18 protein-coding genes are annotated in these 22,266 nt (G+C 49.9%); 6 read left to right on the top strand and 12 right to left on the bottom strand.

Going from position 1 to position 22,266, the window contains the following annotated elements; genetic code table 11:
* Positions 1–93: 93 nt before the first annotated feature.
* The 4 genes from ACYVB1_RS07805 to nirB form a co-directional block, all read right to left on the bottom strand.
* Positions 94–1,458: an MFS transporter gene (locus ACYVB1_RS07805; RefSeq protein ID WP_460922414.1), complete on the bottom strand. Its 1,365-nt coding sequence runs from the start codon at positions 1,456–1,458 to the stop codon at positions 94–96.
* 63 nt (positions 1,459–1,521) lie between these two features.
* A complete protein-coding gene (locus tag ACYVB1_RS07800; protein ID WP_460922412.1) occupies positions 1,522–2,808 on the bottom strand; it encodes an alginate export family protein in 1,287 nt (428 codons plus the stop codon).
* A gap of 351 nt (positions 2,809–3,159) precedes the next feature.
* On the bottom strand, positions 3,160–3,516 hold the full coding sequence (nirD, locus tag ACYVB1_RS07795) for a nitrite reductase small subunit NirD (protein ID WP_460922410.1): 357 nt from the start codon (positions 3,514–3,516) through the stop codon (positions 3,160–3,162).
* Between the two features lie 50 nt (positions 3,517–3,566).
* Positions 3,567–6,071, bottom strand: coding sequence for a nitrite reductase large subunit NirB (gene nirB, locus ACYVB1_RS07790; RefSeq protein ID WP_460922427.1), 2,505 nt, complete (start codon positions 6,069–6,071; stop codon positions 3,567–3,569).
* 762 nt (positions 6,072–6,833) lie between these two features.
* Here nirB and cobA point away from each other — a divergent pair.
* A complete protein-coding gene (gene cobA / locus ACYVB1_RS07785) occupies positions 6,834–7,589 on the top strand; it encodes a uroporphyrinogen-III C-methyltransferase (protein ID WP_460922408.1) in 756 nt (251 codons plus the stop codon).
* Between the two features lie 45 nt (positions 7,590–7,634).
* Here the strand turns inward: cobA and ACYVB1_RS07780 are convergent, their stop codons facing one another.
* Positions 7,635–8,183 (bottom strand): DUF4136 domain-containing protein, encoded by a 549-nt coding sequence (locus ACYVB1_RS07780; protein ID WP_460922406.1) that lies wholly within the window; start codon positions 8,181–8,183, stop codon positions 7,635–7,637.
* A 350-nt stretch (positions 8,184–8,533) separates the two neighbouring features.
* Complete coding sequence (locus tag ACYVB1_RS07775; RefSeq protein WP_460922404.1) at positions 8,534–8,971, bottom strand: response regulator; 438 nt, start codon at positions 8,969–8,971, stop codon at positions 8,534–8,536.
* A 592-nt stretch (positions 8,972–9,563) separates the two neighbouring features.
* Between ACYVB1_RS07775 and ACYVB1_RS07770 the strand changes: the two genes are divergently transcribed.
* Both ACYVB1_RS07770 and ACYVB1_RS07765 read left to right on the top strand, forming a co-directional pair.
* Positions 9,564–9,830, top strand: coding sequence for a sll1863 family stress response protein (locus tag ACYVB1_RS07770; RefSeq protein WP_460922402.1), 267 nt, complete (start codon positions 9,564–9,566; stop codon positions 9,828–9,830).
* 591 nt (positions 9,831–10,421) lie between these two features.
* The gene (locus ACYVB1_RS07765) at positions 10,422–13,721 is read left to right on the top strand and encodes a S8 family serine peptidase (protein ID WP_460922400.1); all 3,300 of its coding nucleotides are present in this window, start codon (positions 10,422–10,424) and stop codon (positions 13,719–13,721) included.
* A gap of 76 nt (positions 13,722–13,797) precedes the next feature.
* On the opposite strand, the gene ACYVB1_RS07760 is transcribed toward ACYVB1_RS07765, so the two are convergent.
* Positions 13,798–16,074, bottom strand: coding sequence for an aconitate hydratase (locus tag ACYVB1_RS07760; RefSeq protein WP_460922398.1), 2,277 nt, complete (start codon positions 16,072–16,074; stop codon positions 13,798–13,800).
* Between the two features lie 280 nt (positions 16,075–16,354).
* Here ACYVB1_RS07760 and ACYVB1_RS07755 point away from each other — a divergent pair, with 280 nt between their 5' ends.
* Positions 16,355–17,542, top strand: a complete 1,188-nt coding sequence (locus tag ACYVB1_RS07755; protein ID WP_460922396.1) for a peroxiredoxin family protein — start codon at positions 16,355–16,357, stop codon at positions 17,540–17,542.
* 117 nt (positions 17,543–17,659) lie between these two features.
* Here the strand turns inward: ACYVB1_RS07755 and ACYVB1_RS07750 are convergent, their stop codons facing one another.
* From ACYVB1_RS07750 to ACYVB1_RS07740, 3 genes are all read right to left on the bottom strand, one after another.
* Entirely contained in the window at positions 17,660–18,280 is a 621-nt protein-coding gene (locus ACYVB1_RS07750; RefSeq protein WP_460922394.1) for a class I SAM-dependent methyltransferase, read from the bottom strand.
* Positions 18,281–18,370: 90 nt separating this feature from the next.
* The gene (locus ACYVB1_RS07745; RefSeq protein ID WP_460922392.1) at positions 18,371–18,886 is read right to left on the bottom strand and encodes an energy transducer TonB; all 516 of its coding nucleotides are present in this window, start codon (positions 18,884–18,886) and stop codon (positions 18,371–18,373) included.
* A gap of 118 nt (positions 18,887–19,004) precedes the next feature.
* A complete protein-coding gene (locus ACYVB1_RS07740; protein WP_460922390.1) occupies positions 19,005–19,982 on the bottom strand; it encodes a polyprenyl synthetase family protein in 978 nt (325 codons plus the stop codon).
* Between the two features lie 317 nt (positions 19,983–20,299).
* Here ACYVB1_RS07740 and ACYVB1_RS07735 point away from each other — a divergent pair, with 317 nt between their 5' ends.
* Both ACYVB1_RS07735 and folK read left to right on the top strand, forming a co-directional pair.
* On the top strand, positions 20,300–21,145 hold the full coding sequence (locus ACYVB1_RS07735; RefSeq protein WP_460922388.1) for an alpha/beta hydrolase family protein: 846 nt from the start codon (positions 20,300–20,302) through the stop codon (positions 21,143–21,145).
* On the top strand, positions 21,138–21,629 hold the full coding sequence (gene folK, locus ACYVB1_RS07730; protein WP_460922385.1) for a 2-amino-4-hydroxy-6-hydroxymethyldihydropteridine diphosphokinase: 492 nt from the start codon (positions 21,138–21,140) through the stop codon (positions 21,627–21,629). The genes ACYVB1_RS07735 and folK overlap by 8 nt, the downstream gene beginning before the upstream one ends.
* A gap of 19 nt (positions 21,630–21,648) precedes the next feature.
* Here folK and ACYVB1_RS07725 read toward each other — a convergent pair whose 3' ends face one another.
* Positions 21,649–21,951: a hypothetical protein gene (locus tag ACYVB1_RS07725; RefSeq protein ID WP_460922383.1), complete on the bottom strand. Its 303-nt coding sequence runs from the start codon at positions 21,949–21,951 to the stop codon at positions 21,649–21,651.
* 134 nt (positions 21,952–22,085) lie between these two features.
* On the bottom strand, positions 22,086–22,266 hold a 181-nt coding region (locus ACYVB1_RS07720), incomplete at its 5' end, for a hypothetical protein (RefSeq protein ID WP_460922381.1).

The raw sequence follows: 22,266 nt of genomic DNA, 5'->3' as shown, positions 1-22,266 counted from the left end.
ATTTTCCTTTTACTGTTTTACTACAGGTGTTACCGGTGCTTTTCCCCCCTACAAAGGGAGCCTCTTCGCACTTACCTTATATAGCTTGTTTCATTACCTTACACGCTCCACCTGATAAGTAGGCTCTGCCACGCTCACAGATTCTCTCTCTGCTAACAGCGCATCCATTTCTTCCTGCGCTTCGCGCTCCATTTCCGGTGAGAACCTTACTAGCAGCGTCAGGAGTGAGGTACCGGCTACTATAAGGCCAATGATGAATAAAGCCTCGGGATAAGATAAACCCTCTACCTTAAACAGGAAGCCTGCCGCCACGGCACCCGCGTTACCACCAGCACCCACGATACCTGACACAGCTCCCATCGCTTTCTTATTGATGAAGGGCACCACCGAGAAAGTAGCTCCTTCCGACATCTGCACAAAAAGGCTGAACACGATCATGGTAATGATGGCAAGAGGCAACACAGCCATCTGTGAAAAGAGCAGTAGCGAAAGCCCCTCAACGAGTATCACAGCACCCAGGAACCATACTCTGCCGGAAAGGCCCCAGCGAATACCGGCTCTGTCCCCGAAAAAGCCGCCGAGCGTACGGGCAAAAATATTCATCAGGCCAAACAAGCCGGCAATCAGACCAGCCGTTCCCAGGTCAAGAGAGAAATAGTCGTGGTAGTAGATAGCCGCGATGTTGTTGATGGTCAATTCAATACCGAAACAAGCACCATAGAGTACGAAGAGGGCCCACACCCGGTAGTCAGCGGCTGCTTTCCAGAAAGGCACCGTGTCTTTTTTCTTCTTGGCTGCCGCTGCTTCTGATAAGTCTGACACGTTGCCCGTTGGTGTGTCTTTGGTATAAAAGTAGTAGGCAATGCCGCACAGAATCATGGCAATACCCGGTACCACCATGGCATAGCGCCACGCCATACCTTGCGCATAACCTGCCCCTACAAAAGTCGCAAAAATAAGAGGCATCACCATCTGCGTGACGCCACCACCCAGGTTACCCCAACCAGCTGTGGTGGCATTGGCCGTACCCACCACATTCGGCGCAAACATGACCGTGGTGTGGTACTGCGTAATCACAAACGAAGCCCCGACCACACCAATGGCCAGCCTGAACAGCAGGAAAGACTCATAGCTGTTGCTGAACCCAATGAAGATAACCGGAATCGAGCCCAGAATGAGCAGGGCAGTGTAGGAAACACGCGGCCCGATTTTATCGCAGAGCCAGCCAATAGCAAGGCGGGCAATCACCGTGATAGCCACGGAAGAAATAATGATGTTGCCAATCTGGTCTTTTGTGAGGTCGAGTTCCTCACGCACCACTGCCATCAGAGGCGCTATACCAAACCAGCCAAAGAAGCATAGAAAGAAGGCGAACCACGACAAGTGAAAAGTGCGCATCGGAATCGTCTTCAGATTAAACAGGTTAATAGAGGTTGCTTTCCCTTTTGATGCTTTCATAACTATCTAAAAATTAAAATGAGATGAATCGTCTATGTTTGGTTTAGGTGATGTACAAAGGGTTTATTGCTTGAACAGAACAGGCTTGAAAGTCAGCATGACCCAGGCCCACTGGTTAAAAGTCTCTCCGGGCTTGCCTTTCAGCGCCTCCATCGACGCTGTGGCGTAAAGCTGGGAATAACCAACCTTTAGGTTAAAATCAGGACTTACATTCAGGTTGTACATCAGGTCTATTTCTTCACCCAAGCGGGAGGATAAAATACCGGCACCCTCTACCGGGGAGTATACTGTTGCCGGAGACTCAAAATGATGCAGGTGCGCCAGAAGAGAACTCTTCGCCCCCAGTTTAAAATTGGTTTTCAGGTAAAAATCTGCTAAGCCGGCGGTACGCCCTGCCTGTCCGTGGTTGCTGCCTACATAGAAGTAATCCATAAAACCGTAGAAGGCGTGGTTGGTACCATACAATGGTGTAAAGGCTCTGTTGCGGGTGTCGTTGGCGTCAGAGCCGGACAGGTAATCTACCCCCACCGTAACAGGTGTAAGCCTTGTAACAAGCGTGGCATTCAGCGCAGCCAGGTAAGCACGTACCGTTCTGCCAGCAGGGTCTTTCCCACCCTGGTAGTAAAGCTCCCCTCCCAGCTTGATGGCGCCCAGCCTCTGTTCGCCCAGCACACCATAAGTCTGGCGGAAGAAAACGGTGGAGTCTGCAGCGCGCTGGCGGCCGTCGTTGAAAAACAAGGCTGATATCTTAGCTCCGCTCGCTTCCTTATGCAGCCAGATATACTGCATGGTCTTATAGTTATCTACTCCGCCGTAGAAAGTACCCTCCAGTTTAGTTGGTTCAGAAGGCACATTTTGGTTGAAAGCTGCCCCCGCGTGTACTGTGAAGCCCGAAGTGTCGGCATAAATCAACAGGGCTACGTCATGGCTGCGGCCCTGCTGCGCCCAGTCCAGGTTGCCTAAAAAGCGGGCATTGTCGTAGTCCAGTTCCTGCCGTCCTACTCTCACTGCTAAACGTGGTGCGAACTGGTATTCGCCATAAGCTTCGTACACGTTAAACAGGCTGGGGTCAGACTTGTAAATCTGGCTGGTGTTGCCCCATACCCGCACATCCTGTAGAGACAGCCGCAGGCGCAGCTTGTCAGCCTGGTAATTTGCATTAAGCCGCGACCGCTGCTCGATAAAGAGAGCCGGTGTCTCTTCTTCGGTCAGTACGGTTTTAAAGCCATCGCGGAATTCTGCTCTTGGTCTTACTTCGGCAGATAAGGTGAATTGCGCAAAGGCTTTCCCGGGCACCATCAGCAGGAGAAGGAATGCAAAAAGCAGGGCGCTGGTAAAGCTTCGTTTCATGGTTGTACAGCTTAGTTTCAAAATGATTTCTGTGTTGCTCTAATGGATGAAGACCACTATTGGCTGCCACTGCTTCACACACTCGCAGGAACTGCGCACGCTGCGGGGGGCTTTGAGGCAATCATTGTATCTCAGCAGCCGCAGCTATCCTGCATTCTCTGAAATGAGGAAGTGCTGTCAGGTAATTGTCCAGCTACAAAGTGTAGTTATACTTTCAGAATTGTTGTAATCTTCATCAGCACAGAATGAGTAAGATGTCATCCGACTCCTTGTTTTTGAACTGTTGTGCGTACCCCTGAACAGAGAAGCTCTTATCAGGCCGTACTTGCTGCTCTGTACCAACTGTAGTGCTTACTCTATCCCCACGTACACCCTGTCACCTTCCACTTTCACAGGGTAAGTCTTCAGTTGGTATTCTTCCCCTGAGAGGCACTCACCGGAAAGGAGCGAAAAAGTTTTCTTATGGAATGGACAGGCAACTTTGGGTTCGCAGGTATCGCCGGTGCTGCCAATCATGCCTCTTGAGAGCACCATCTGCTGCTTGTGCGGGCACAGGTTCTGCGTGGAATACCATTCTCCGCGGCGGCTAAAATTGTATAGCGCAATCTGCTCGTCTCCCACTTTCACGCATCCGCCGCCGTTTTGCGGTATATCCTCTGTTTTACAAACAAATACCCATTCAACTGCTACGTCTATTACTGCTTCCATATGCTTGTGTATTTTCGGTTAATGTTTGATTTGAACTCTTCTGTTTAAAACTACCACTCCTTCGCTTTTACCTGCTCACGCATGGTATCGAAAGCAACATGCGGGTCTTTCTCTTTCGGAGCGTTCACGAAGTGGGCAAACTGCTTGCGCAGATCAGGGTTCTGCACCGCCTCTTTCCATTCGCAGTGGTAGCTGTCCACCAGGGCCTGCATCTCCGCTTCCAGTTGCGTATTAATGCCAAGGCTGTCGTTTATCACCACGTTTTTGAGGTAGCTCATACCGCCCTCCATTTTGTTCAGCCAGGTGGCGGTACGGGTAAGAGCGTCTGCTGTGTTGATGTAGAACATCAGGAACCTGTCGAGGTACTTGATGCAGGTTTCCTTGTCGATGTCGGTGGCCAGTAGCTGGGCATGCTGGGGTTTAGAGCCGCCGTTGCCGCACACGTACAGGTTCCAGCCTTTTTCCGTGGCAATAATGCCGAAGTCTTTTGACTGCGCCTCGGCACATTCGCGCACGCAGCCACTCACACCACCTTTTAATTTATGCGGCGCCCGGATGCCCCGGTAACGCTCTTCAATCTCGATGGCAAACGACACGCTGTCGTGCAGGCCGAAGCGGCACCAGGTGCTGCCCACGCAGCTCTTCACTGTGCGAAGCGCCTTTCCGTAGGCGTGACCGCTTTCAAAGCCGGCGTCTATCAGCTCCGACCAGATATCGGGCAGGTCTGAGAGGTGCGCCCCGAAAAGGTCGATGCGCTGCCCGCCGGTAATCTTGGTATACAGGCCGTACTTCTTCGCCACCTGTCCTATCACAATCAGTTTATCTGGTGTTATCTCGCCTCCCGGTATGCGTGGCACCACAGAATAAGTACCCCCTTTCTGGATGTTGGCCAGGTAGCGGTCGTTGCTGTCCTGGATAGTGTGCTGCTTCACGATCACGTCGTTCCACAAACTGGCCAGGATGCTGGCAACGGTAGGCTTACACAGCTCACAGCCGTCGCCTTTCCCGAAGTGATCCAGGGCATCGTCGTAGGTTCGAATGTTGTTCAGCTTCATCAGGTCAAACAGCTCCTGTCTGGAGTAGTCGAAATGCTCGCAAACAACGTTCTTGATATAAGTACCGTTTGCCTTCAGGGTCTCGTTGATGAGGTCTTTTACAAGCGGAACGCAACCACCACAGCCTGTACCGGCTTTGTTGCACTTCTTCATGCCATCAACCGTCGTCACATTCAGGTCCGTTACGGCACCACAGATATCTCCCTTCGACACGGCTTCGCAGGAACAGATAAGGGCTTCATCGGGCAGCGTCACGACGCCTGCTCCCGCACTGGCTTCCCCTCCCCTGGCTCCTAAGATCAGGTCTTCCGGGTTTGGCGGCAGTACAATCTTGTTGTTTACCGTCTGAAGCAGGATGTTATAGGCATCGGCATCGCCAATCAGCACGCCGCCCAGCAGGTGCCTGCCGTCGTTGCTGATGTTGATGCGCTTGTATATTCCTTTATGAGAGTCTTCAAAAACGATGGAACGGCTGTCAGGCTCGGTCACAAACGGATCTCCAAAGCTGGCCACATCCACGCCTATGAGCTTGAGCTTGGTGCTCATGTCGTAGCCGTTGAAAGTGCGTTCGCCGGCACATAGGTGTGCTGCAACGACTTCAGCCATCTCATAGCCCGGTGCTACCAGGCCATAGATCATGCCGTCGTACAAGGCACACTCCCCAATGGCAAAAATGCTGTCGTCGCTGGTCTGCATTTTCTGGTTTACCACTATGCCACCGCGGGTTCCTGTCTCCAGCCCGGCCAGCTTTGCCAGCTCATCGCGCGGGCGTATGCCTGCTGAAATCACCAGCATGTCAACGTCCAGCGAAGTGTCGTCGGCAAACTGAAGGCCTTTTATGTTGTCTTCGCCCATAATGCTGCTGGTGCTCTTGTTCATGTGCACCTTCAGGCCCAGCGACTCCAGTTTAGACTGGAGCATGGCGCTACCGGCCGAGTCAATCTGCCGCGGCATCAGGCGCGGCGCAAACTCTATCACGTGTGTTTCTTCCAGGCCCAGGTCGATGAGCGCTTTTGCCGCCTCGAGCCCGAGTAAGCCACCACCCAGCACGGCACCTTTTCTGGCTGCCCTGGCATAATTCTGAATCAGGTCGAGATCCTCGATGGTGCGGTACACAAACACGCCATCCTTCTCTACCCCCGGAATATCAGGCACAAAGGCTGATGACCCAGTAGCCAGCACGAGGTAGTCGTAGGGCTGCGAAACCCCTTTAAGGGAATGAATGACTTTTTCAGAGCGGTTTATCTCTGTGATGGTATCGCCAAGGTGCAGTTCAATGTTGTTTTCACTGTACCACCCCAGGTGCGACATAGACAAGTCGTCGGCAGACTTACCGTTAAAGTACTCGCTCAGGTGCACACGGTCATAGGCGTGGCGCGGCTCTTCCCCAAAAACAACCAGGTTGAATGCTGACGTTTTAGAAAGGAGCTTCTCGCAAAACTTGTAGCCCACCATACCATTGCCTACTACCACTACTGTTTTGGAATCCTGCTGAGACATATTCATTCTTATTAAGTTTAATTCAATTCTAAAGCCTGGGTTCTGTAAGGGAATGCCCCTTTACTTGTTTCTCAGTAGTTAAGAATTCGGCCACTCATTAGCCATATCATTAACAACCTTACAATCAAACTTATGAACAATTACTAAGTTTTCATAAAAACAGATTCGTGTTAACAAATATGCAACCATATTGAGTTTTGTTGAAATTTTAACATTTATAACAAAAACAGCTATCAAAGCTGCAATTGATTGTACTTTTCAGGTAAAATAAAATTTTTAAAAATTTAAAAAATTTTATTGAACACCTACTGGATAACAATGATCAAAATAAAAACAACCAGTTCACCACCTTTGCCCCCCTATAAATAGAGGGGCAAACTGATTCAAAACTACAATTTATCAGCACATCCCCTTAATAAATCACACCCATCACCAAATCAACTCATTTTAAATAATAATTGTATATTGTCAATAACAAGAGTTTCAAAATCATGAGTGAGTAACTAATCATCGGAAGAAGCAAAGGCGGCAGCACCTATCAGACCTGTCATCTCTTGTGATACCCATGAAACAGGAGGCGCAGAAAAGCAGGAATTCGAACAAAAAGGGAGCAGTATATGCAAAGAGTAAGGACAGATTTTGGAGAAGCGGCAAAACAGGCCCTACCTTTATGGGCCGCGACGGGTGCCATAGCCCTTTGTTGCTTACCTGAGGATTGAAACAGCAAGCCATATATAAAGTACCTGATGGAGCAAAAACACTATGCCTGATCAAAAGATAACCCCCGAACTGTATGTGATAGGCGCTGGCCCCGGCGATCCGGAGCTGATTACTGTAAAAGCCTACAAAGTTTTGCAAAAAGCAGATGTGGTGCTGTACGATAACCTTGCAAACAAAGAACTGCTGGACTTAACAAAAGCTGATTGCGAGAATATTTATGTCGGCAAGCGTCCTTATGGCGACTATACGCCCCAGGAAAGAATACATGAGTTGATTTTAGAAAAAGCTCACAGTAAGGGCATCGTAGTGAGGCTGAAGGGGGGAGACCCTTATATTTTCGGGAGAGGATTTGAAGAAGTGCTGTTTGCGAGGGAGCATGGTATTAAAACACACTACATTCCCGGCATTACCAGCATGCAGGCAAGCGGCTTTGAAGATATCCCGCTCACGCACCGGGCAGTAAGTGAAGGCGTGTGGGCTATTACAGGCACTAAGAAAGACGGCTCTTTGTCTCAGGACCTCAAGCTGTCGATGCAAAGCAATGCTACTGTTATTGTATATATGGGCATGAAGAAGGCTGCAGAAATTGCCGCTGTTTATGTGCAGGAAGGCCGCGGCGACATGCCGGTAGCCGTTATTCAGCATGCCTCTCTGCCACATAAAAGGTCAGCAGTGGGCAGGGTAAAAGACCTGCCTGCGCTAATTGAGGCGCACCACCTTACGTATCCCGCCATTATCGTGATAGGCTGGGTAATAGCCGTACAGGAAGGTGGCATAACAAATAACTCCTCCCTGTAAACTACAGGGAGGGCGGCCAAAACAGTAATGCTACAACATGAGCACCTACTGCGGAATGCCCCGGAACATTTCCTCCACACCTTCTACTATCTGTTCCTGTAGCTTTGCCTGCTTACGCTGCAGTATGGCTTCGGCTCTGCCACGCCATACCAGTTCGTTCCGTTCGTTGTCCACGAGGTGTACTGACACAGTTCCTTCCCTGTACCGGCCTACTTCCACTTCTCTGCTCCTCCAGGTGTAGCGGCGCTGCCCTATGTAGTTTGGTGGGTCCGACCGAATATCTGTTTCCCGTGTCTGTACTTCTTCTGTTACCACAATACCCAGGTTAATGAGCAGGTCTGGCTCTGAGGTACTTTGCGTTAAACCGCGTGCTTCCAGCTGGTCTGAAATCGCCTGCTGTAAGTACTGCACCTGCGTCCGGTAAGCAGGGCTCAAGCCTTCTCCGGAGGCTTCCACCTCATAGAAAGCAAACGTGTTGTAGTTGCTCAACTGAAAACCAGGCGCAGGCTCCGTGTTCACTTGTATCGAAGGGCTGCAGCCAGCCAGGAAGCACAGCAGCGGCAGGATGTATATAAAATATATTGATTTCTTCATAGAATGCATACGCAACAGTTTACAGGGTTCATCTAAAGCCTTATATACGTAGCATTGAACCAAAGAAGTTAAACAGCACGAAGTCATCAGGCAGCTCCCCCAAGCTGTTACACCTTTTATCTATTTAAAGAAAGCTTCAGAGGAGCTGTATGTTTATAGTCAGGGCGCGTGGAATACGGAAAGCCCCGGAGCTAAAAGTGCTTAAGACTTAGGTTGCATGGCAATCACAACCGGAGAAATTTGGAGCAGTCCTNAGGCAATGCCATCATCAGCAGGAACGGTTCCAAAGCACAGGAGGCGCTGCAACTCATTGCAGCGCCTCCTGTGCTTTGGGGTATATAAATCCTATACTACTTGTTTACCTGAAAGAACTCATCCATTATGTCCCGGACATCGTGCTTGGTAAGTGCTTTTGAAAAATGCTTCCGCACTTTTTTGAAATCTTTCAGTCGTTCTAAATCATAAAAACTTGCCGAGGAAGTCAGCATCAGAATCACCATGTGCTCTTCCGTGTCAAGGCCCCGCTTTTCATACTCTTCCAGGAAGGTAAAACCATCCATCACAGGCATCTTAATATCTAGGAAAATCAGGTCCGGGCATTTATATCCTGCCTCTGGGGCAGCTATACAGGCTTTTGACAAATACTCTAATGCTTCTTTTCCGTTTCTGAGCACCTTTATTTCTTTGGCAATCTGCATTTCGCTTAGAAGGCGCTTGTTCAGGTAATTGGTAGTTTCATCATCGTCTACCAGTAGCACTAAATCCAGAGGAGTGTTATAAGAAATCATCAGGTAAGTCTCTGCCTTTTTTCTAACTTAGATATCTAAAAGTGCTATAACACTTTATTCGCTTCTGCTAATATCGTGCACTTTCTTTAAATTTCAAATATAGCGTAATTTGAAAATACTTGATCCGTAAAAGCCAGGCACTTGTGCTGACAGAAGCTGCCCCTCAAAAATGGACAGAGCACCTGCCGCTCTTTGTTTTTGAGGGCGATGAAGGATTTCTTATATATCCTGAAGCTCAAGCATCCCTCCTCCATAAAATGCTCCTATGGCGCTCATTTCTTTCCTGATGCTCAGCTATTGACTAACAAAGGCTAAAGTAGTGCCGCTGCAAATACATCTTTTTTTCTTCAGAAGAGTATTAAGTAAAGAAATGCCTGTAAGCATATGTTTACATTTTGTTTCTGAGAGCAAATTTCAGTGACCTCAGGCTTTGACATTGCTCCTCGTGTGTAGCAGCATTGCTATTGCGCGAGTAGCTGCTGAAGCCTAAGCAAACCTGAACAACTCAAAAGCAAGGTAAAAGATGCTGAAGGTACGTGTAGAATGATTTAATCTAGAAACTATGGATCATTACCCTTTGAAACCTGAACACATGCGAGCACCTGCTCATCTCACCCGCGAAGAGATACAGAAAAGCCTTGATGAGTTAGACAGTAAGATAAAGGTGCTGAAAGGGCGGGCACATGCTACTGCCGCCGACTCAAACCATACATATCATGAACATATTGCAGGCCTCGAAAAGAAGCGGGAGCTAATTGCGTCCAAGCTTGCTACTGCTGAGGACAAGCAGAGCACCTGGCAGGACCTGCAAAGCGGCCTTGACAACCTGAAAGACGACCTGAACAACCTGTTCAAATAACAGAAAGTCCCTGCAGCTAAACTGCAGGGACTTTTTATTTCCTGCCTACGCTTTCTGCCTCTGCAAACTGCCACCAGGTGTACGAGCCTGATCTGGTACAGGACCAGGCTAGAAGCAACACACAGATCAGCATGGAAGCTTGCCTGCCAGATTACCACCGGCTGTGCAGCAGAACAGCCGGTCGTGCTGTATTTTTATCAGCCCCCCTCCGTAACATCCTGCCAAATATTATCCAAGAATTAACCGAAGCTAAGGACTAATCCCTGGCACCGAAGACAGTGTTTATTTCAGATAACACTCGTCCTCAAAATATATATCCATAGTGCATTGGTTATATAATGGAACATATATACTTTCACTACGTACTAAAAATCAAACCCAAAAATTTACATTAACCCGGAATTACTAGTAACTTTATCAGATACTGGAAACTTATTCTTCCCGTATTTTTTTAGAGGGTACGGCACATTAAAACATAAGGCAATGAAAACATATCTGATAGTAACCTCCTATAAGTGCAACAGACTGTCAGCACCTCTCCAGTAAAAGATATAAAACAAAACGCGCACTACATTTAGCCTATTTGACTGCATGTTTACCCTTTTCATAGCGCTTAAACGTATCTTCTGGGGTGTGGCTCTATCGCTTGTGTTTGTACCGCTGCTGTATGCGCAGCGGCCCGGCAGCATCGGTAGCAAAACAGTACCGCATACGGTTGTTTATAAGCTTAAGCCACAGTACGGCCCGATGGCCCGCAGCAGCCAGGACGCTGTCAATAGCCTTAAAGCAGCCCTTCAGGGTGTTGGGGCAAAACAGGTACGGCAGAAATTTCCGAAGGAAGCGGCAGCACAAGCCCCCAACACCCGGCGAGCCGCCCCGAATGTAGACCTCTCGTTGATTTATGAACTGAAGTACGCTGAAGACTATACACTGGAGGAGGTACAAAAGGCGCTCATGAGCACAGGTCAGGTGGCATATGTAGAGCCGCTGTATGTGCGCGAGCCTCTTTCTCAACCCAATGACCCTGCCGCCGACTCTACCAAGTCTACTCAGTTTTACCTGAAACTGCTGCAGGCGTACGATGGCTGGACCGTGGAAAAAGGCGACACGAATGTAGTGGTTGCTATTCTCGACACAGGCTTCCGGCTCACACACGAAGAACTGCAGTCGAAGGTAAAACACAACTACAGCGACCCCATAGACGGCGTAGACAACGACGGCGATGGCTATATTGATAACTTCTCGGGCTGGGACTTTGCCGACAAAGACAATAACGTGAATGATGACACTCCCTGGCGGGGGCATGGCACCAGTGTAGCCGCTGTTTCAGCCGGGGCCACGAACAATGGCACCGGTATAGCCAGCCTTGGCTATAATACCAAATTCCTGCCGCTTAAAGTGTTTTCCTCAGTTACAAACGGTCCTTTCGGTGGCTACGAAGCCATTGTGTACGCTGCTAACAAAGGGTGCAAAGTTATCAACCTGTCGTGGGGCGGTGAAGGGCAGTCGCAGTATGAGCAGGATATCATTAACTATGCTGTGCTGGATAAGGACGTACTCATTGTCGCCTCCGGGGGTAATACAAACAAGCAGGTTGATATTTACCCGGCCTCTTATGAGAATGTGCTGTCAGTGGGTGGCACAGATGCCTCCGACGTGAAGTACAGGGACCACACCTACAGCTACCAGATAGACCTGACAGCGCCAAGCGCCAACATCTACACCGCCACCATCGCCAGCGACAGGAGCTACGGCGGCGCCTGGGGCACTTCTTTTTCTTCTCCGATTGTAGCCGGGGGCGCGGCCCTTGTGAGAGCAAAGTACCCGCAGCTCAACGCCCGGCAGGTGGCAGAGCGTATCCGGGTGAGCACAGACGATATTTACAGACTGGCCGGCAACCAACCCTACCTCGAGAAACTGGGCAAAGGCCGCTTTAATCTGAAGAAGGCGCTGAAGCAACAAAACCTTAAGTCAGTACGTTGCACCTCCTCCGGGCTGTCGCTCACGACACAGATAGCTTATGCAGGCAGCAAGGTAGCTTTAGAGGCAGCATTCATGAATTATCTCTCTCCTACCACAGCACTCCAGGTATCCATTACCTCTGCTTCGCCATATGTCAGCGTGGAGCGGGGTACGGTTAGTTTAGGAAGTGTGGCTACCATGGCAACTGCCAGTACAGGCCTGCGCCCTTTTATCCTGAACATTGCTGAAAATGCACCAACTGACCACCTGGTGCACCTGCGCCTTCGTTTCAGCGACGGAGACTATGAAGACTTTCAATACATCGCGCTGATCATTAACCCAAGCTTTGTCACCCTGACGGCAAACGACCTGCACGTGTCGCTGAACAATGTTGGTAATATTGGCTACAACGGCCTCAACTTTAAGCAGGGCGTAGGCGTGAAATACAAAGGCGGTCCTTCTCTGTTGTTTGAAGGTGGCCTGATAGTGGCTACAGACGCAGGCAAGGTATCGGATAACCTGCACAACGAAAAGTGGCTCAACGATGCCAACTTTATTTCATCTGGTGCCGTTCGGCTCCGCTACGACACGCCGCTGGCTACCCAGGAGGCGCGAACCCTGATGGAAGCTACCGGAGAGAAGCAGGCGGGTGTAAGAGTAAAACAGGTGGCCTCTGCCTGGATGGAGTCGCCGGACCGTGACTACATCATCCTGGAGTACCAGATCACCAACGTTACCTCCAGCACCATTGCAAAAGTACATGCCGGCCTCTTTGCTGACTGGGACATTGGCAACTATATGCAGAATGCAGCTTCCTGGGACGACCTGCTGAAGCTGGGCTACGTGTACAATACGCGCTCTGCTTTACCTTATGCCGGGGTAAAACTCCTGACAAAGGACCAGCCGGTTTATCATGCTGTCGATAACCTGGGCGGGAACGACTCTACGGTTACAGTAGATGATGGCTTCTCGGACGCAGAAAAGTTTAAAATCATTTCCAACGGCGTAAGCAGGATGAAGGCAGGCGGCAGGTCAGGCAACAACGTGTCGCATGTGGTGGGTGCTACGCTCACCGACTTGGCTCCCGGCGAAACAAGAATCGTTGCTGTGGCTGTTCTGGCCGCTGACAACCTCCAGAAACTGAAGGCCCATGCGGCAGCGGCCCAGTTGAAGTACATCAGCATAAAATCCGGCCCCATGCCCACACCGATGCAACAGGGGATCTGTGAAGGCACTCCTGTTTTAGTTACTCCGGATAACGGCAGCCTCTTTAATTTTTATGCGGATGCAGGCAAATCAGAATTGATTGGCACAGCAGATGCGCTTCCGATTGGCTCGGTGTACGAAAACAAAACGGTCTACGTCAGCAACGCCGATTCTTTATTTGAAAGTGCAGCCGTGCCATACCGCTACATCATACCAGCCGAGCCTGTTGCGGACTTTAGTTTCCATAAGGAGTTTGGGAATACAGGCATGGCAACGCAGCTGCTGAACAGGAGCAAACACACCGCCAGGGTAGAGTGGAATTTCGGAGATGGCACAACTTCTACTGATTTTAATCCAACTCATACCTATCAGGAAACAGGCTTGTATGAAATAACGCTAACTGCAACCGACAGCCTTGGCTGTATTCAAAGCATTACAACCAAAGAGCTGCAGGTGTACGCCGACCAGGTGGCAGTTTTCCCCAATCCGGCAGACCAGTATCTCATTATTACGTTAACCGGCCCCGTAGACTGGGGCGACAGCGCTACCAGCCCGCGCCTGCTGCTGACGGACATGGCTGGCAAAAGCATTTCTCCGCCTTTTCATATTGTAAAATCGGAGCTGTACTACGATGTAAGCCGGCTGGCAGCAGGTATTTACATTGCCCACATCACTTACAACAACGCCAGTTATGTGAAGCGAATTTTGGTGAGGCACCATTAGGCAGTTTACACACCCTATCAAAAGAGAAGGCCTCCCCATGTGGGGAGGCCTTCTCTTTTGATAGGGTGTGTAAGGATTAAGCGTTTGCGCCTTTTTCCTTCAATCGAATCAGGTTAAGTGCAGAACCAGCTTTAAACCACTCGATCTGGCTTTGGTTATAGGTGTGGTTCACCATAAAGCTATCCTGGCTGCCATCGCTGTGGTGCAGCACCACCTTCAGTGGCTGTCCTTCTTTGAAGTCAGTCAGACCTATGATGTCGAAAGTATCTGTCTCCTCAATCAGGTCGTAATCTGACTTATTGACGAACGTAAGCCCCAGCATACCCTGCTTCTTCAGGTTAGTCTCGTGGATACGCGCGAAAGACTTCACGATAACGGCACGAACACCTAAGTGGCGTGGCTCCATGGCAGCGTGCTCGCGGGATGATCCCTCACCGTAGTTCTCATCGCCTACTACTACAGTACCGATTCCGGCAGCTTTGTAAGTACGGGCTGTAGCCGGTACAGTATCATAACCACGTGTCATGTCGTTGTACACGCTGTTCGCTTCACCGTTGAAGGCATTGATGGCACCAATCAACATGTTGTTAGAGATGTTGTCGAGGTGACCACGGTACTTCAACCATGGGCCGGCCATAGAGATATGGTCAGTCGTACACTTACCTTGCGCTTTAATCAGCAGTTTCAGGCCTTTCAGGTCTGTGCCTTCCCATGGCTTAAAGCCTTCCAGCAATTGCAGACGCTCAGACGCAGGGTCCACCACTACTTCTATCTGGCTTCCGTCCTCTGCAGGAGCTACATAACCGGCATCCTCTACTGCAAAGCCTTTAGTAGGAAATTCAATACCCTGTGGCTCATCCAGCTTCACCTGCTGGCCGTCTTCATTGGTCAGGGTGTCTGTAAGCGGGTTGAATGTCAGGTCGCCGGCAATAGCGAAAGCCGTTACGATCTCAGGAGAAGCCACGAACGCGTGCGTGTTCGGGTTACCGTCGTTACGCTTCGCGAAGTTTCGGTTAAACGAGGTGATGATGGAGTTCTTACGCTTCGGATCATCTGTATGGCGGGCCCACTGGCCGATGCAAGGTCCGCAGGCGTTTGCCAGCACCACACCACCCATTTGTGAGAACGTATCCAGCAAACCATCGCGGGCTGCCGTATAGCGAACAATCTCTGAACCTGGTGTAATCGTGAACTCAGCCTTTGTAACCAATCTCTTTTCTACAGCCTGTGCAGCCACGGAAGCAGAGCGGGTTAAGTCTTCATAAGAAGAGTTTGTACAAGAGCCGATCAGTCCTACTTCCAGTTCAGATGGCCAGCCATGCTCTTTTACCACAGCGGCAAACTGTGAAATCGGCCAGGCAGCATCCGGCGTGAAAGGACCGTTTACGTGCGGCTCCAGCGTAGAGAGATCAATCTCAATCAGCTGATCATAGAAAGCAGCTGGATCAGCGTAAACTTCTTTATCAGCGCGCAGATCATCATATACCTCATCCGCAAGCTGAGCGATTTCCTGGCGCTCCGTAGCGCTTAAGTATTCACGCACTCTCTCATCATAAGCAAACACTGATGTGGTAGCCCCGATTTCAGCACCCATGTTACAGATAGTAGACTTACCTGTCGCAGAAAGACTCTCGGCTCCTTCACCAAAGTACTCTACGATGGCACCTGTACCACCTTTTACAGTCAGGATACCGGCTACTTTCAGGATAACGTCTTTTGGTGCAGTCCAGCCGTTCAGTTTCCCTGTCAGCTTCACACCGATCACTTTCGGGAACTTAAGCTCCCAAGGCATTCCTGCCATCACGTCAACGGCGTCAGCGCCACCAACTCCGATCGCGATCATGCCCAGACCACCCGCGTTAGGTGTGTGAGAGTCAGTACCGATCATCATACCGCCCGGAAAAGCATAGTGCTCCTGGATTACGGTGTGAATGATACCAGCACCGGGCTTCCAGAAGCCGATACCGTACTTATTTGAAACAGAAGCAAGGAAATCGTACACCTCCTTGTTCTCATTGTATGCGTCCTGCAAATCAGAGTCAGCACCTACTCTTGCCTGAATCAGGTGGTCACAGTGTACTGAAGACGGCACAGCCGCTCTTTCCTTACCAGCCTGCATAAACTGAAGCAAGGCCATCTGTGCCGTTGCATCCTGCATCGCTACTCTGTCTGGCGCGAAGTCTACGTAAGACTTACCACGCTCAAAGCCCTGTGTGGCTTTTCCGTCGTAAAGGTGTGAGTACAGGATCTTTTCAGTAAGGGTAAGCGGTCGGCCTACTGCTTGGCGGGCAGCAGCAACACGCTCTCCCAATCCGGCATAAACAGCCTGGATCATTTCTAAGTCAAATGCCATAGTTTTTGCTATTGTTAGTTGTTTTAATCCTTTTTTATCAATCCCACAAATGTACGAAATCTATGTATCATGAAAAACATTAACATACATGAATATAGGTTGCTACGCGGATATGCATGCAGAACGGGCAAAATGAGGTTTTTACAAACACAACCTTTACTTTTGTAACTACAAATATTCAGAGATCGACTTAATGAAACATCACTTTCTTAATACCCCTGCCAGCCTGATTTTGTTGTTGGCAGTAGCATTAATACCTCTTTTAAGCGCTTGCTCTTCTATGGAATCTTCAGAAAACAGTTCCTCTTTTATACAAACCGGTACCTGGCGCGTGTCTCTGCAGGCCCAGGGCCAGGAAATTCCGTTTATAATGGAGGCCCAGGAAAAAGAGGGCACCACAGTACTGTACCTCGTGAACGGAGAAGAACGCATTCTTCTAGACGAGATTCAGCAGCAGGGAGATTCTGTAAAAATCGGTTTACACACGTTTGATGCGGACCTGATTGCCAAAGTAGACGGCAACAAGATGGAAGGCCGCTTTGTGAAGCACGATGCTGAAACACCCTATTCTGTTCCTTTTGTGGCAGTGCACGGCCAGCAGAACCGCTTCAAGGCAAGCCCTGCTCCTGTCAGCTACGACTTTGACGGAAAATGGGAAGTTGTTTTTTCTGAACAGGATGGCGGCACTTACAAAGCCATTGGCCTGTTCAAGCAGGACGGCAACTACCTGACCGGCACCTTTCTGACAGAAACCGGTGATTACCGTTACCTGGAAGGACAGGTGGACGGCAACCAGTTGAAGCTCTCTACCTTCGATGGCAACCACGCCTATCTGTTCACCGCCACCCCCAGCGGCGACAGCACCCTGCAGGGCGATTTTTACTCGGGTATGAGCGGCTACGAAAGCTGGACAGCAAAACGCAATGAGCAGGCACAATTGGCAAGCGCCGACACCCTGACTTACCTGAAGCCGGGATACGATAACCTGTCCTTTACTTTCCCTAACCTGGAAGGCGATCAGGTTTCCCTGTCTGACCCGAAGTATCAGGGTAAGGTCGTGCTGGTGCAGCTTCTGGGTTCCTGGTGCCCTAACTGCATGGATGAGACCAGGTTCCTGTCGCCTTACTATGATAAGAATAAAGACCGCGGCCTCGAAATTATTGGCCTAGGCTTTGAGCGCAGCCCTGAGTTTGAGAAAGCCGCCGCACGCCTGAAGAAGATGAAGGACCGCTTCGACATTGACTACGACTTACTTGTGGCAGGAACTTCCGACAAAGAGGCAGCAGCCAAAGCCCTTCCGGCACTCAACCACGTCATGTCTTTCCCGACCACCATTTTTATAGGCCGCGACGGGAAAGTGCGTAAAATACACACTGGCTTCTCCGGTCCCGGCACCGGCGAATACTACGAAAAGTGGGTGGCCGATTTCCACAAAACAATGGATGAACTGCTGGCAGAAAACAGTTAGCATTTTCAGCATCCGCTAAAGCAAGACGGGCCGCTACTGTAGAAGTAGCGGCCCGTCTTGCTTTAGCGGTATTGTTGTGCTTTTGTTTCCAGAAGCCCCGTGGCCACTTGATACAGGCTACGGCTTTCGCAGCCGCACAATCCGGAAGGTGCCATCCAATGCGGCTGGTTCATTGATCTCCTGCTGCAGCGAGGTATGCCTGATGATGTTGCCGATGGAACGGTTAATGTCAGAGAAGAGGGTGCTGGCTACCTGGTTGAGCAACCAGCGTAGCGGCGAAGGCCTTTGCCCGTCAGGGAGGAACTTGTCGAATACCATGACGGTACCACCCGGCTTCAGTACCCGCTCCACTTCTTTTATGCAGGCCAACGGGTCAGGGATAACAGCCAGTATCAGGTGCAGCAAAACGGCATCGAAAGTCGCGTCGGCAAATTGCAGTTCCTGCCCGTTCATAACTTTTGCCTGCACCGGCAGGTTCAGCTGCTGTGCCCTTTCCTTTAACTTCGAAATCATGCCAGGGGTGATGTCTATGGCCGTAAGGTTGGTGTAGCCTTTCAGGTAAGGTAAATCGAGACCGGTGCCGGCACCTAGCAGCAGGATGGCATCGGTGGGTTTTGCGCCGAGTAAAGCGATGGACTGTTCCCGGTATCTCCGGAAAATACGGTCTGCTATAAAATCGTAGACTGGCAGGTACAGGGTATACCGCAGGCGATTCCAGGTGTTGGTGTTCAGGCTCATTTCATAGGTTATTTTGCAGGCCCGAAACTAATCATTTGTTACTGTATTCCCACTAGTTTGCCTCATGCGGGTTTACAGGTGTGCAGGGTGTTATTTACTCTTTACATAGCGCTGCACCATGGGGGGCAGCAGCGTACATTCCATCGATTCTGTCACGCTTCCATCATCAAAAACGAGCACATGCTGAATCGCATCTTCAAATTTGCTCTCACTTTTCTCACTTTTAGAGCATCCGAAATTCACGTTATACACCACAGGCAACAGGTAAGGCTTGCTTTCCACTGCCACACCGTTTACTTCTTTCGGAACCCAGTGGCCATTTGTGGCCAGTACTGTCTGCTTCAGGGATTTTGCAATAACGGCAGGTGTATCTGGTGTGCAGGCCACATTCTTCACCTTGCCATCGGCACCAACCACAAACCGCACAAACGTAACAGAGCTGACACACAATTTGGCGAGTTCGTATACTTCCGGCAACATGTTCTCCGCAATGAGCTGCGTCGGTTGCTTGTATTTTTCATGTTTAAACTGCGGTTCATGATCCTGGGCAACTGTTAGCGCCGGAAGCATGAGTACCATCATGGCAAAGCAGAGTAAGACCTTCATAATTAGGAACGTAAATAGGTAGACATAAGGAAGCAGTTGCACCTGTGTAGGTACAATAATACAAAATTAGCGAACTATTAAATATCAAAAAAATTAAATTAATTTGATGTGCCGCTACTTATTTTTCCCGCTCAATTGTATAGGCGATGAGTTGCTCCAGCGAGGTACGGGATGGGGATGCAGGAAAAGTATTTAGAATAGCCAGGGCCTCTGCATGGTACTGGTTCATCAACTGTATGGTATATTCAATACCACCGGATTGTTTCACGAAGTCAATTACCTGCTGCACACGCTTGCTGTCCCCGTTGTTGTTCTTTACGTTGTAAATAACACGTCGCTTCGTCAGCCAGTCTGCGCTGCGGAGGGCATGAATCAGCGGCAGGGTCATTTTTTTCTCTTTGATATCGATGCCCACCGGCTTCCCGATTTCGGCAGTTCCGTAATCAAAAAGGTCGTCTTTGATCTGGAAGGCTATTCCTACTTTTTCACCAAACAGGCGCGCCTTCTCCACCTCTTCCCTGGAGGCACCTGCCGAGGCGGCACCCACTGCACAACAGGAAGCAATCAAGGAGGCTGTTTTCTGGCGGATGATATCAAAATAGACCTCCTCTGTAATATCGAGGCGGCGGGCTTTCTCAATCTGCAGCAATTCTCCTTCGCTCATTTCCTTTACTGCGTTGGATACAATCTTGAGCAGGTCGAAGTCGTCGTTTTGCAGCGAGAGCAGCAGGCCCTTTGACAGCAGGTAATCGCCTACCAATACGGCTATCTTGTTTTTCCAGAGTGCATTTACAGAAAAGAAACTACGGCGGTAATTGGCATCGTCCACCACGTCGTCGTGCACCAGGGTAGCCGTGTGCAACAACTCTATCAGGGCAGCACCGCGGTAGGTAGCATCGCTTATGGCAGGCTTGAAGAGCTTTGCCGTGAAAAACACAAACATCGGGCGCATTTGCTTGCCTTTACGCTTTACGATGTAGCTCATAATCCGATCCAGAAGCAACACCTTCGACTTCATCGAGGTCCTGAACTTCTTTTCGAACAGCTCCATTTCCGGCGCAATGGGCGCTTGTATATCCTTTAGGCTGATGCTCATGTGTTAAGTCCGCAATATTACTACCTGCTGCAGTGGTTTCCAAACGTGTGTTAGCAAAACGGGGTTTAATTGCGGCTTAATTGTTAAATTGCTGCGTCCTCAACTATTACCTGAACGCTTCTGAAAGTAGAGGCTGGAATGCAGCGGCAGCCTGTTTTGAACACAATTTTAATCCAATACAGGCAGTGCTTCCGTACCATACTCTGTAGCAGAACAGTTGCTTTTACACAGGTTCAGCAGGAAAAAGTGAACGGCACGCTCTGTTAAGCTGCAACCAGAGCCAATTCGTTCTCAACTAACAATTCAACAAAAAGGAAATGAAAGTAGATTTTGTAGTATACCCGGAACACGGACGCCCTTTTACTGCCGATGCCACCTACACCCCCGATGGCCAGCCAAAGCCTGTCATTATTTTTACACACGGCTTCAAAGGCTTTAAAGACTGGGGGCATTTCAACCTGCTGGCGCAATACTTTGCGGAGAAGGGTTTTGCCTTTGTGAAGTTTAACTTTGCTTACAACGGCACCACCGTAGAAGATTCCAGCGACATGCACGACATGGAGGCTTTTGGCAATAACAACTTCAGCCTGGAGCTGGACGACATGCAGGCCCTGCTTGATTTATTATATGATCCGACAGGCCCGATTACGCAAAGCGAACTCGACTTAAACAGAATTTACCTGATTGGCCACAGCCGCGGAGGCGGAGCCGTTATACTGAAGGCTGCCGAAGACTCCCGGGTGAAAGCCGTTGCCACCTGGGCCTCCATCAGCGACTATGACCAGCGCTGGTCAAAAGAGCAGATGCACCAGTGGAAACAGGATGGGGTGCAGTGGATACTAAATAGCCGGACAGGCCAGCAGATGCCGCTTTACTACCAGATGGTAGAAGATTACTACCAGAACCGGCACCGCCTTGACATTCCGGAAGTTATTAAAAAGATGCAGCAGCCCTTGCTTATTCTGCATGGCGGGCAGGACGAGACTGTACCAGTGCAAATGGCTCATGCCTTGAGAAACTGGAAGCCGGATGCGGAGATGCACATCCTGGAAACAGCAAATCACTCCTTTGGCGGCGCACACCCCTACGGCCATAACGAATTACCGGAAGCTGCCCGCGAAGCTGCTGATCATTCCATTGATTTCTTTCAGAAGCATGCCTGAGTTATACCTGCTCCTGGGCGGCAACCTGGGCGATCGTGTTTCCTATTTAACGGAGGCACGTAAAAGCATCGCCACTGTAATAGGAAGCATCACGAACAGCTCCAAACTGTATGAAACAGCTGCCTGGGGCAAGACAGATCAGCCATCTTTTCTGAACCAGGTGTTAGCAGTGCAAACGGACCTAAGACCGGAACAGGTACTGCTAAAGATTAATACTATTGAACAGGAACTGGGCAGGGTGCGCCTGGAGCATTGGGGTGCCCGCGTCATTGATATAGATATTCTCTTCTACGACCAGCATGTGGTTCAAAGCCAGCGGCTCACCATCCCCCACCCACAACTCCACCTCCGCCGTTTCACGCTGATGCCCTTAGCTGAGATAGCTCCCCGGCTGGTGCACCCGGTACTGGGGAAAGCGGCAGAGGACTTACTGAAGGAGTGCCCTGATACGCTGGAGGTCCGGGTGCACCAGGCAGAGGTATAAGTACACGAACTGGAGTAAATCACGTTGCTGCTTCTACCTGATCGATTAGCCCGGCAGCCTTGTGATAGCTTTCATCCGGGAAAAACTCGCTGCAAATCTTCAGGATAGCAAAAAGATGATTCCTGAGCGAATCTCCAGCAATCCTTTCTCCTTTCAGTGCATCCTGTGCCAGGTGCAGCGATAGGTCCGAAAGCAGCAACCTTCTTTTCTCTTCCCACTCAGGTGTTCCTTTATAAACAGGCGTTTCAGGATAAAGAGACTCTACCTTGGCGTGTGCAGCATCTACCAGCTGCAGCACGCCTTTTCTGTTTTCTGAATTCATGAATGATAATTCTAGTGTAGCAACAAAGCGATATATTATCCTCCTGAAAAAAACGGGAAGCCAGGGTCATGCACATCAGCACCACGAACGCTGTTAGCCACAGAATGAGTCGTTTTTTTAGATGTTGCCGGTAACTACCGGATAATCTCTACCCATCCCTTGTACTTTCCACGTGCCTGCGCCGGGTCCAGTGTGTGGAACTCCACCTCTGCCTCGTAGTAGTAGGTGCCGTCGGTGAGGCGGTTGCCCTTGTTGTCCACCCCCGGCCAGTTGATGTAGAGGTCGTCACCCCCGCTCTCGGCGTTGCGCTCGTAC

This window comes from Pontibacter brevis (assembly GCF_054779655.1).
The sequence above is the reverse complement of the archived record's forward strand: the minus strand, read 5'-3'. Positions and strand labels throughout refer to the sequence as shown.

Coding starts and splice junctions, on each gene's coding strand:
- nirB (WP_460922427.1), bottom strand. CDS start 6,071: ATGTCTCAGCAGGATTCCAAAACAGTAGTGGTAGTAGGCAATGGTATG.
- ACYVB1_RS07740 (WP_460922390.1), bottom strand. CDS start 19,982: ATGAGCATCAGCCTAAAGGATATACAAGCGCCCATTGCGCCGGAAATG.
- ACYVB1_RS07765 (WP_460922400.1), top strand. CDS start 10,422: ATGTTTACCCTTTTCATAGCGCTTAAACGTATCTTCTGGGGTGTGGCT.
- cobA (WP_460922408.1), top strand. CDS start 6,834: ATGCCTGATCAAAAGATAACCCCCGAACTGTATGTGATAGGCGCTGGC.
- ACYVB1_RS07750 (WP_460922394.1), bottom strand. CDS start 18,280: ATGAGCCTGAACACCAACACCTGGAATCGCCTGCGGTATACCCTGTAC.
- ACYVB1_RS07745 (WP_460922392.1), bottom strand. CDS start 18,886: ATGAAGGTCTTACTCTGCTTTGCCATGATGGTACTCATGCTTCCGGCG.
- ACYVB1_RS07805 (WP_460922414.1), bottom strand. CDS start 1,458: ATGAAAGCATCAAAAGGGAAAGCAACCTCTATTAACCTGTTTAATCTG.
- ACYVB1_RS07775 (WP_460922404.1), bottom strand. CDS start 8,971: ATGATTTCTTATAACACTCCTCTGGATTTAGTGCTACTGGTAGACGAT.
- folK (WP_460922385.1), top strand. CDS start 21,138: ATGCCTGAGTTATACCTGCTCCTGGGCGGCAACCTGGGCGATCGTGTT.
- ACYVB1_RS07770 (WP_460922402.1), top strand. CDS start 9,564: ATGCGAGCACCTGCTCATCTCACCCGCGAAGAGATACAGAAAAGCCTT.
- ACYVB1_RS07800 (WP_460922412.1), bottom strand. CDS start 2,808: ATGAAACGAAGCTTTACCAGCGCCCTGCTTTTTGCATTCCTTCTCCTG.
- ACYVB1_RS07760 (WP_460922398.1), bottom strand. CDS start 16,074: ATGGCATTTGACTTAGAAATGATCCAGGCTGTTTATGCCGGATTGGGA.
- ACYVB1_RS07780 (WP_460922406.1), bottom strand. CDS start 8,183: ATGAAGAAATCAATATATTTTATATACATCCTGCCGCTGCTGTGCTTC.
- nirD (WP_460922410.1), bottom strand. CDS start 3,516: ATGGAAGCAGTAATAGACGTAGCAGTTGAATGGGTATTTGTTTGTAAA.
- ACYVB1_RS07755 (WP_460922396.1), top strand. CDS start 16,355: ATGGAATCTTCAGAAAACAGTTCCTCTTTTATACAAACCGGTACCTGG.
- ACYVB1_RS07725 (WP_460922383.1), bottom strand. CDS start 21,951: ATGAATTCAGAAAACAGAAAAGGCGTGCTGCAGCTGGTAGATGCTGCA.
- ACYVB1_RS07735 (WP_460922388.1), top strand. CDS start 20,300: ATGAAAGTAGATTTTGTAGTATACCCGGAACACGGACGCCCTTTTACT.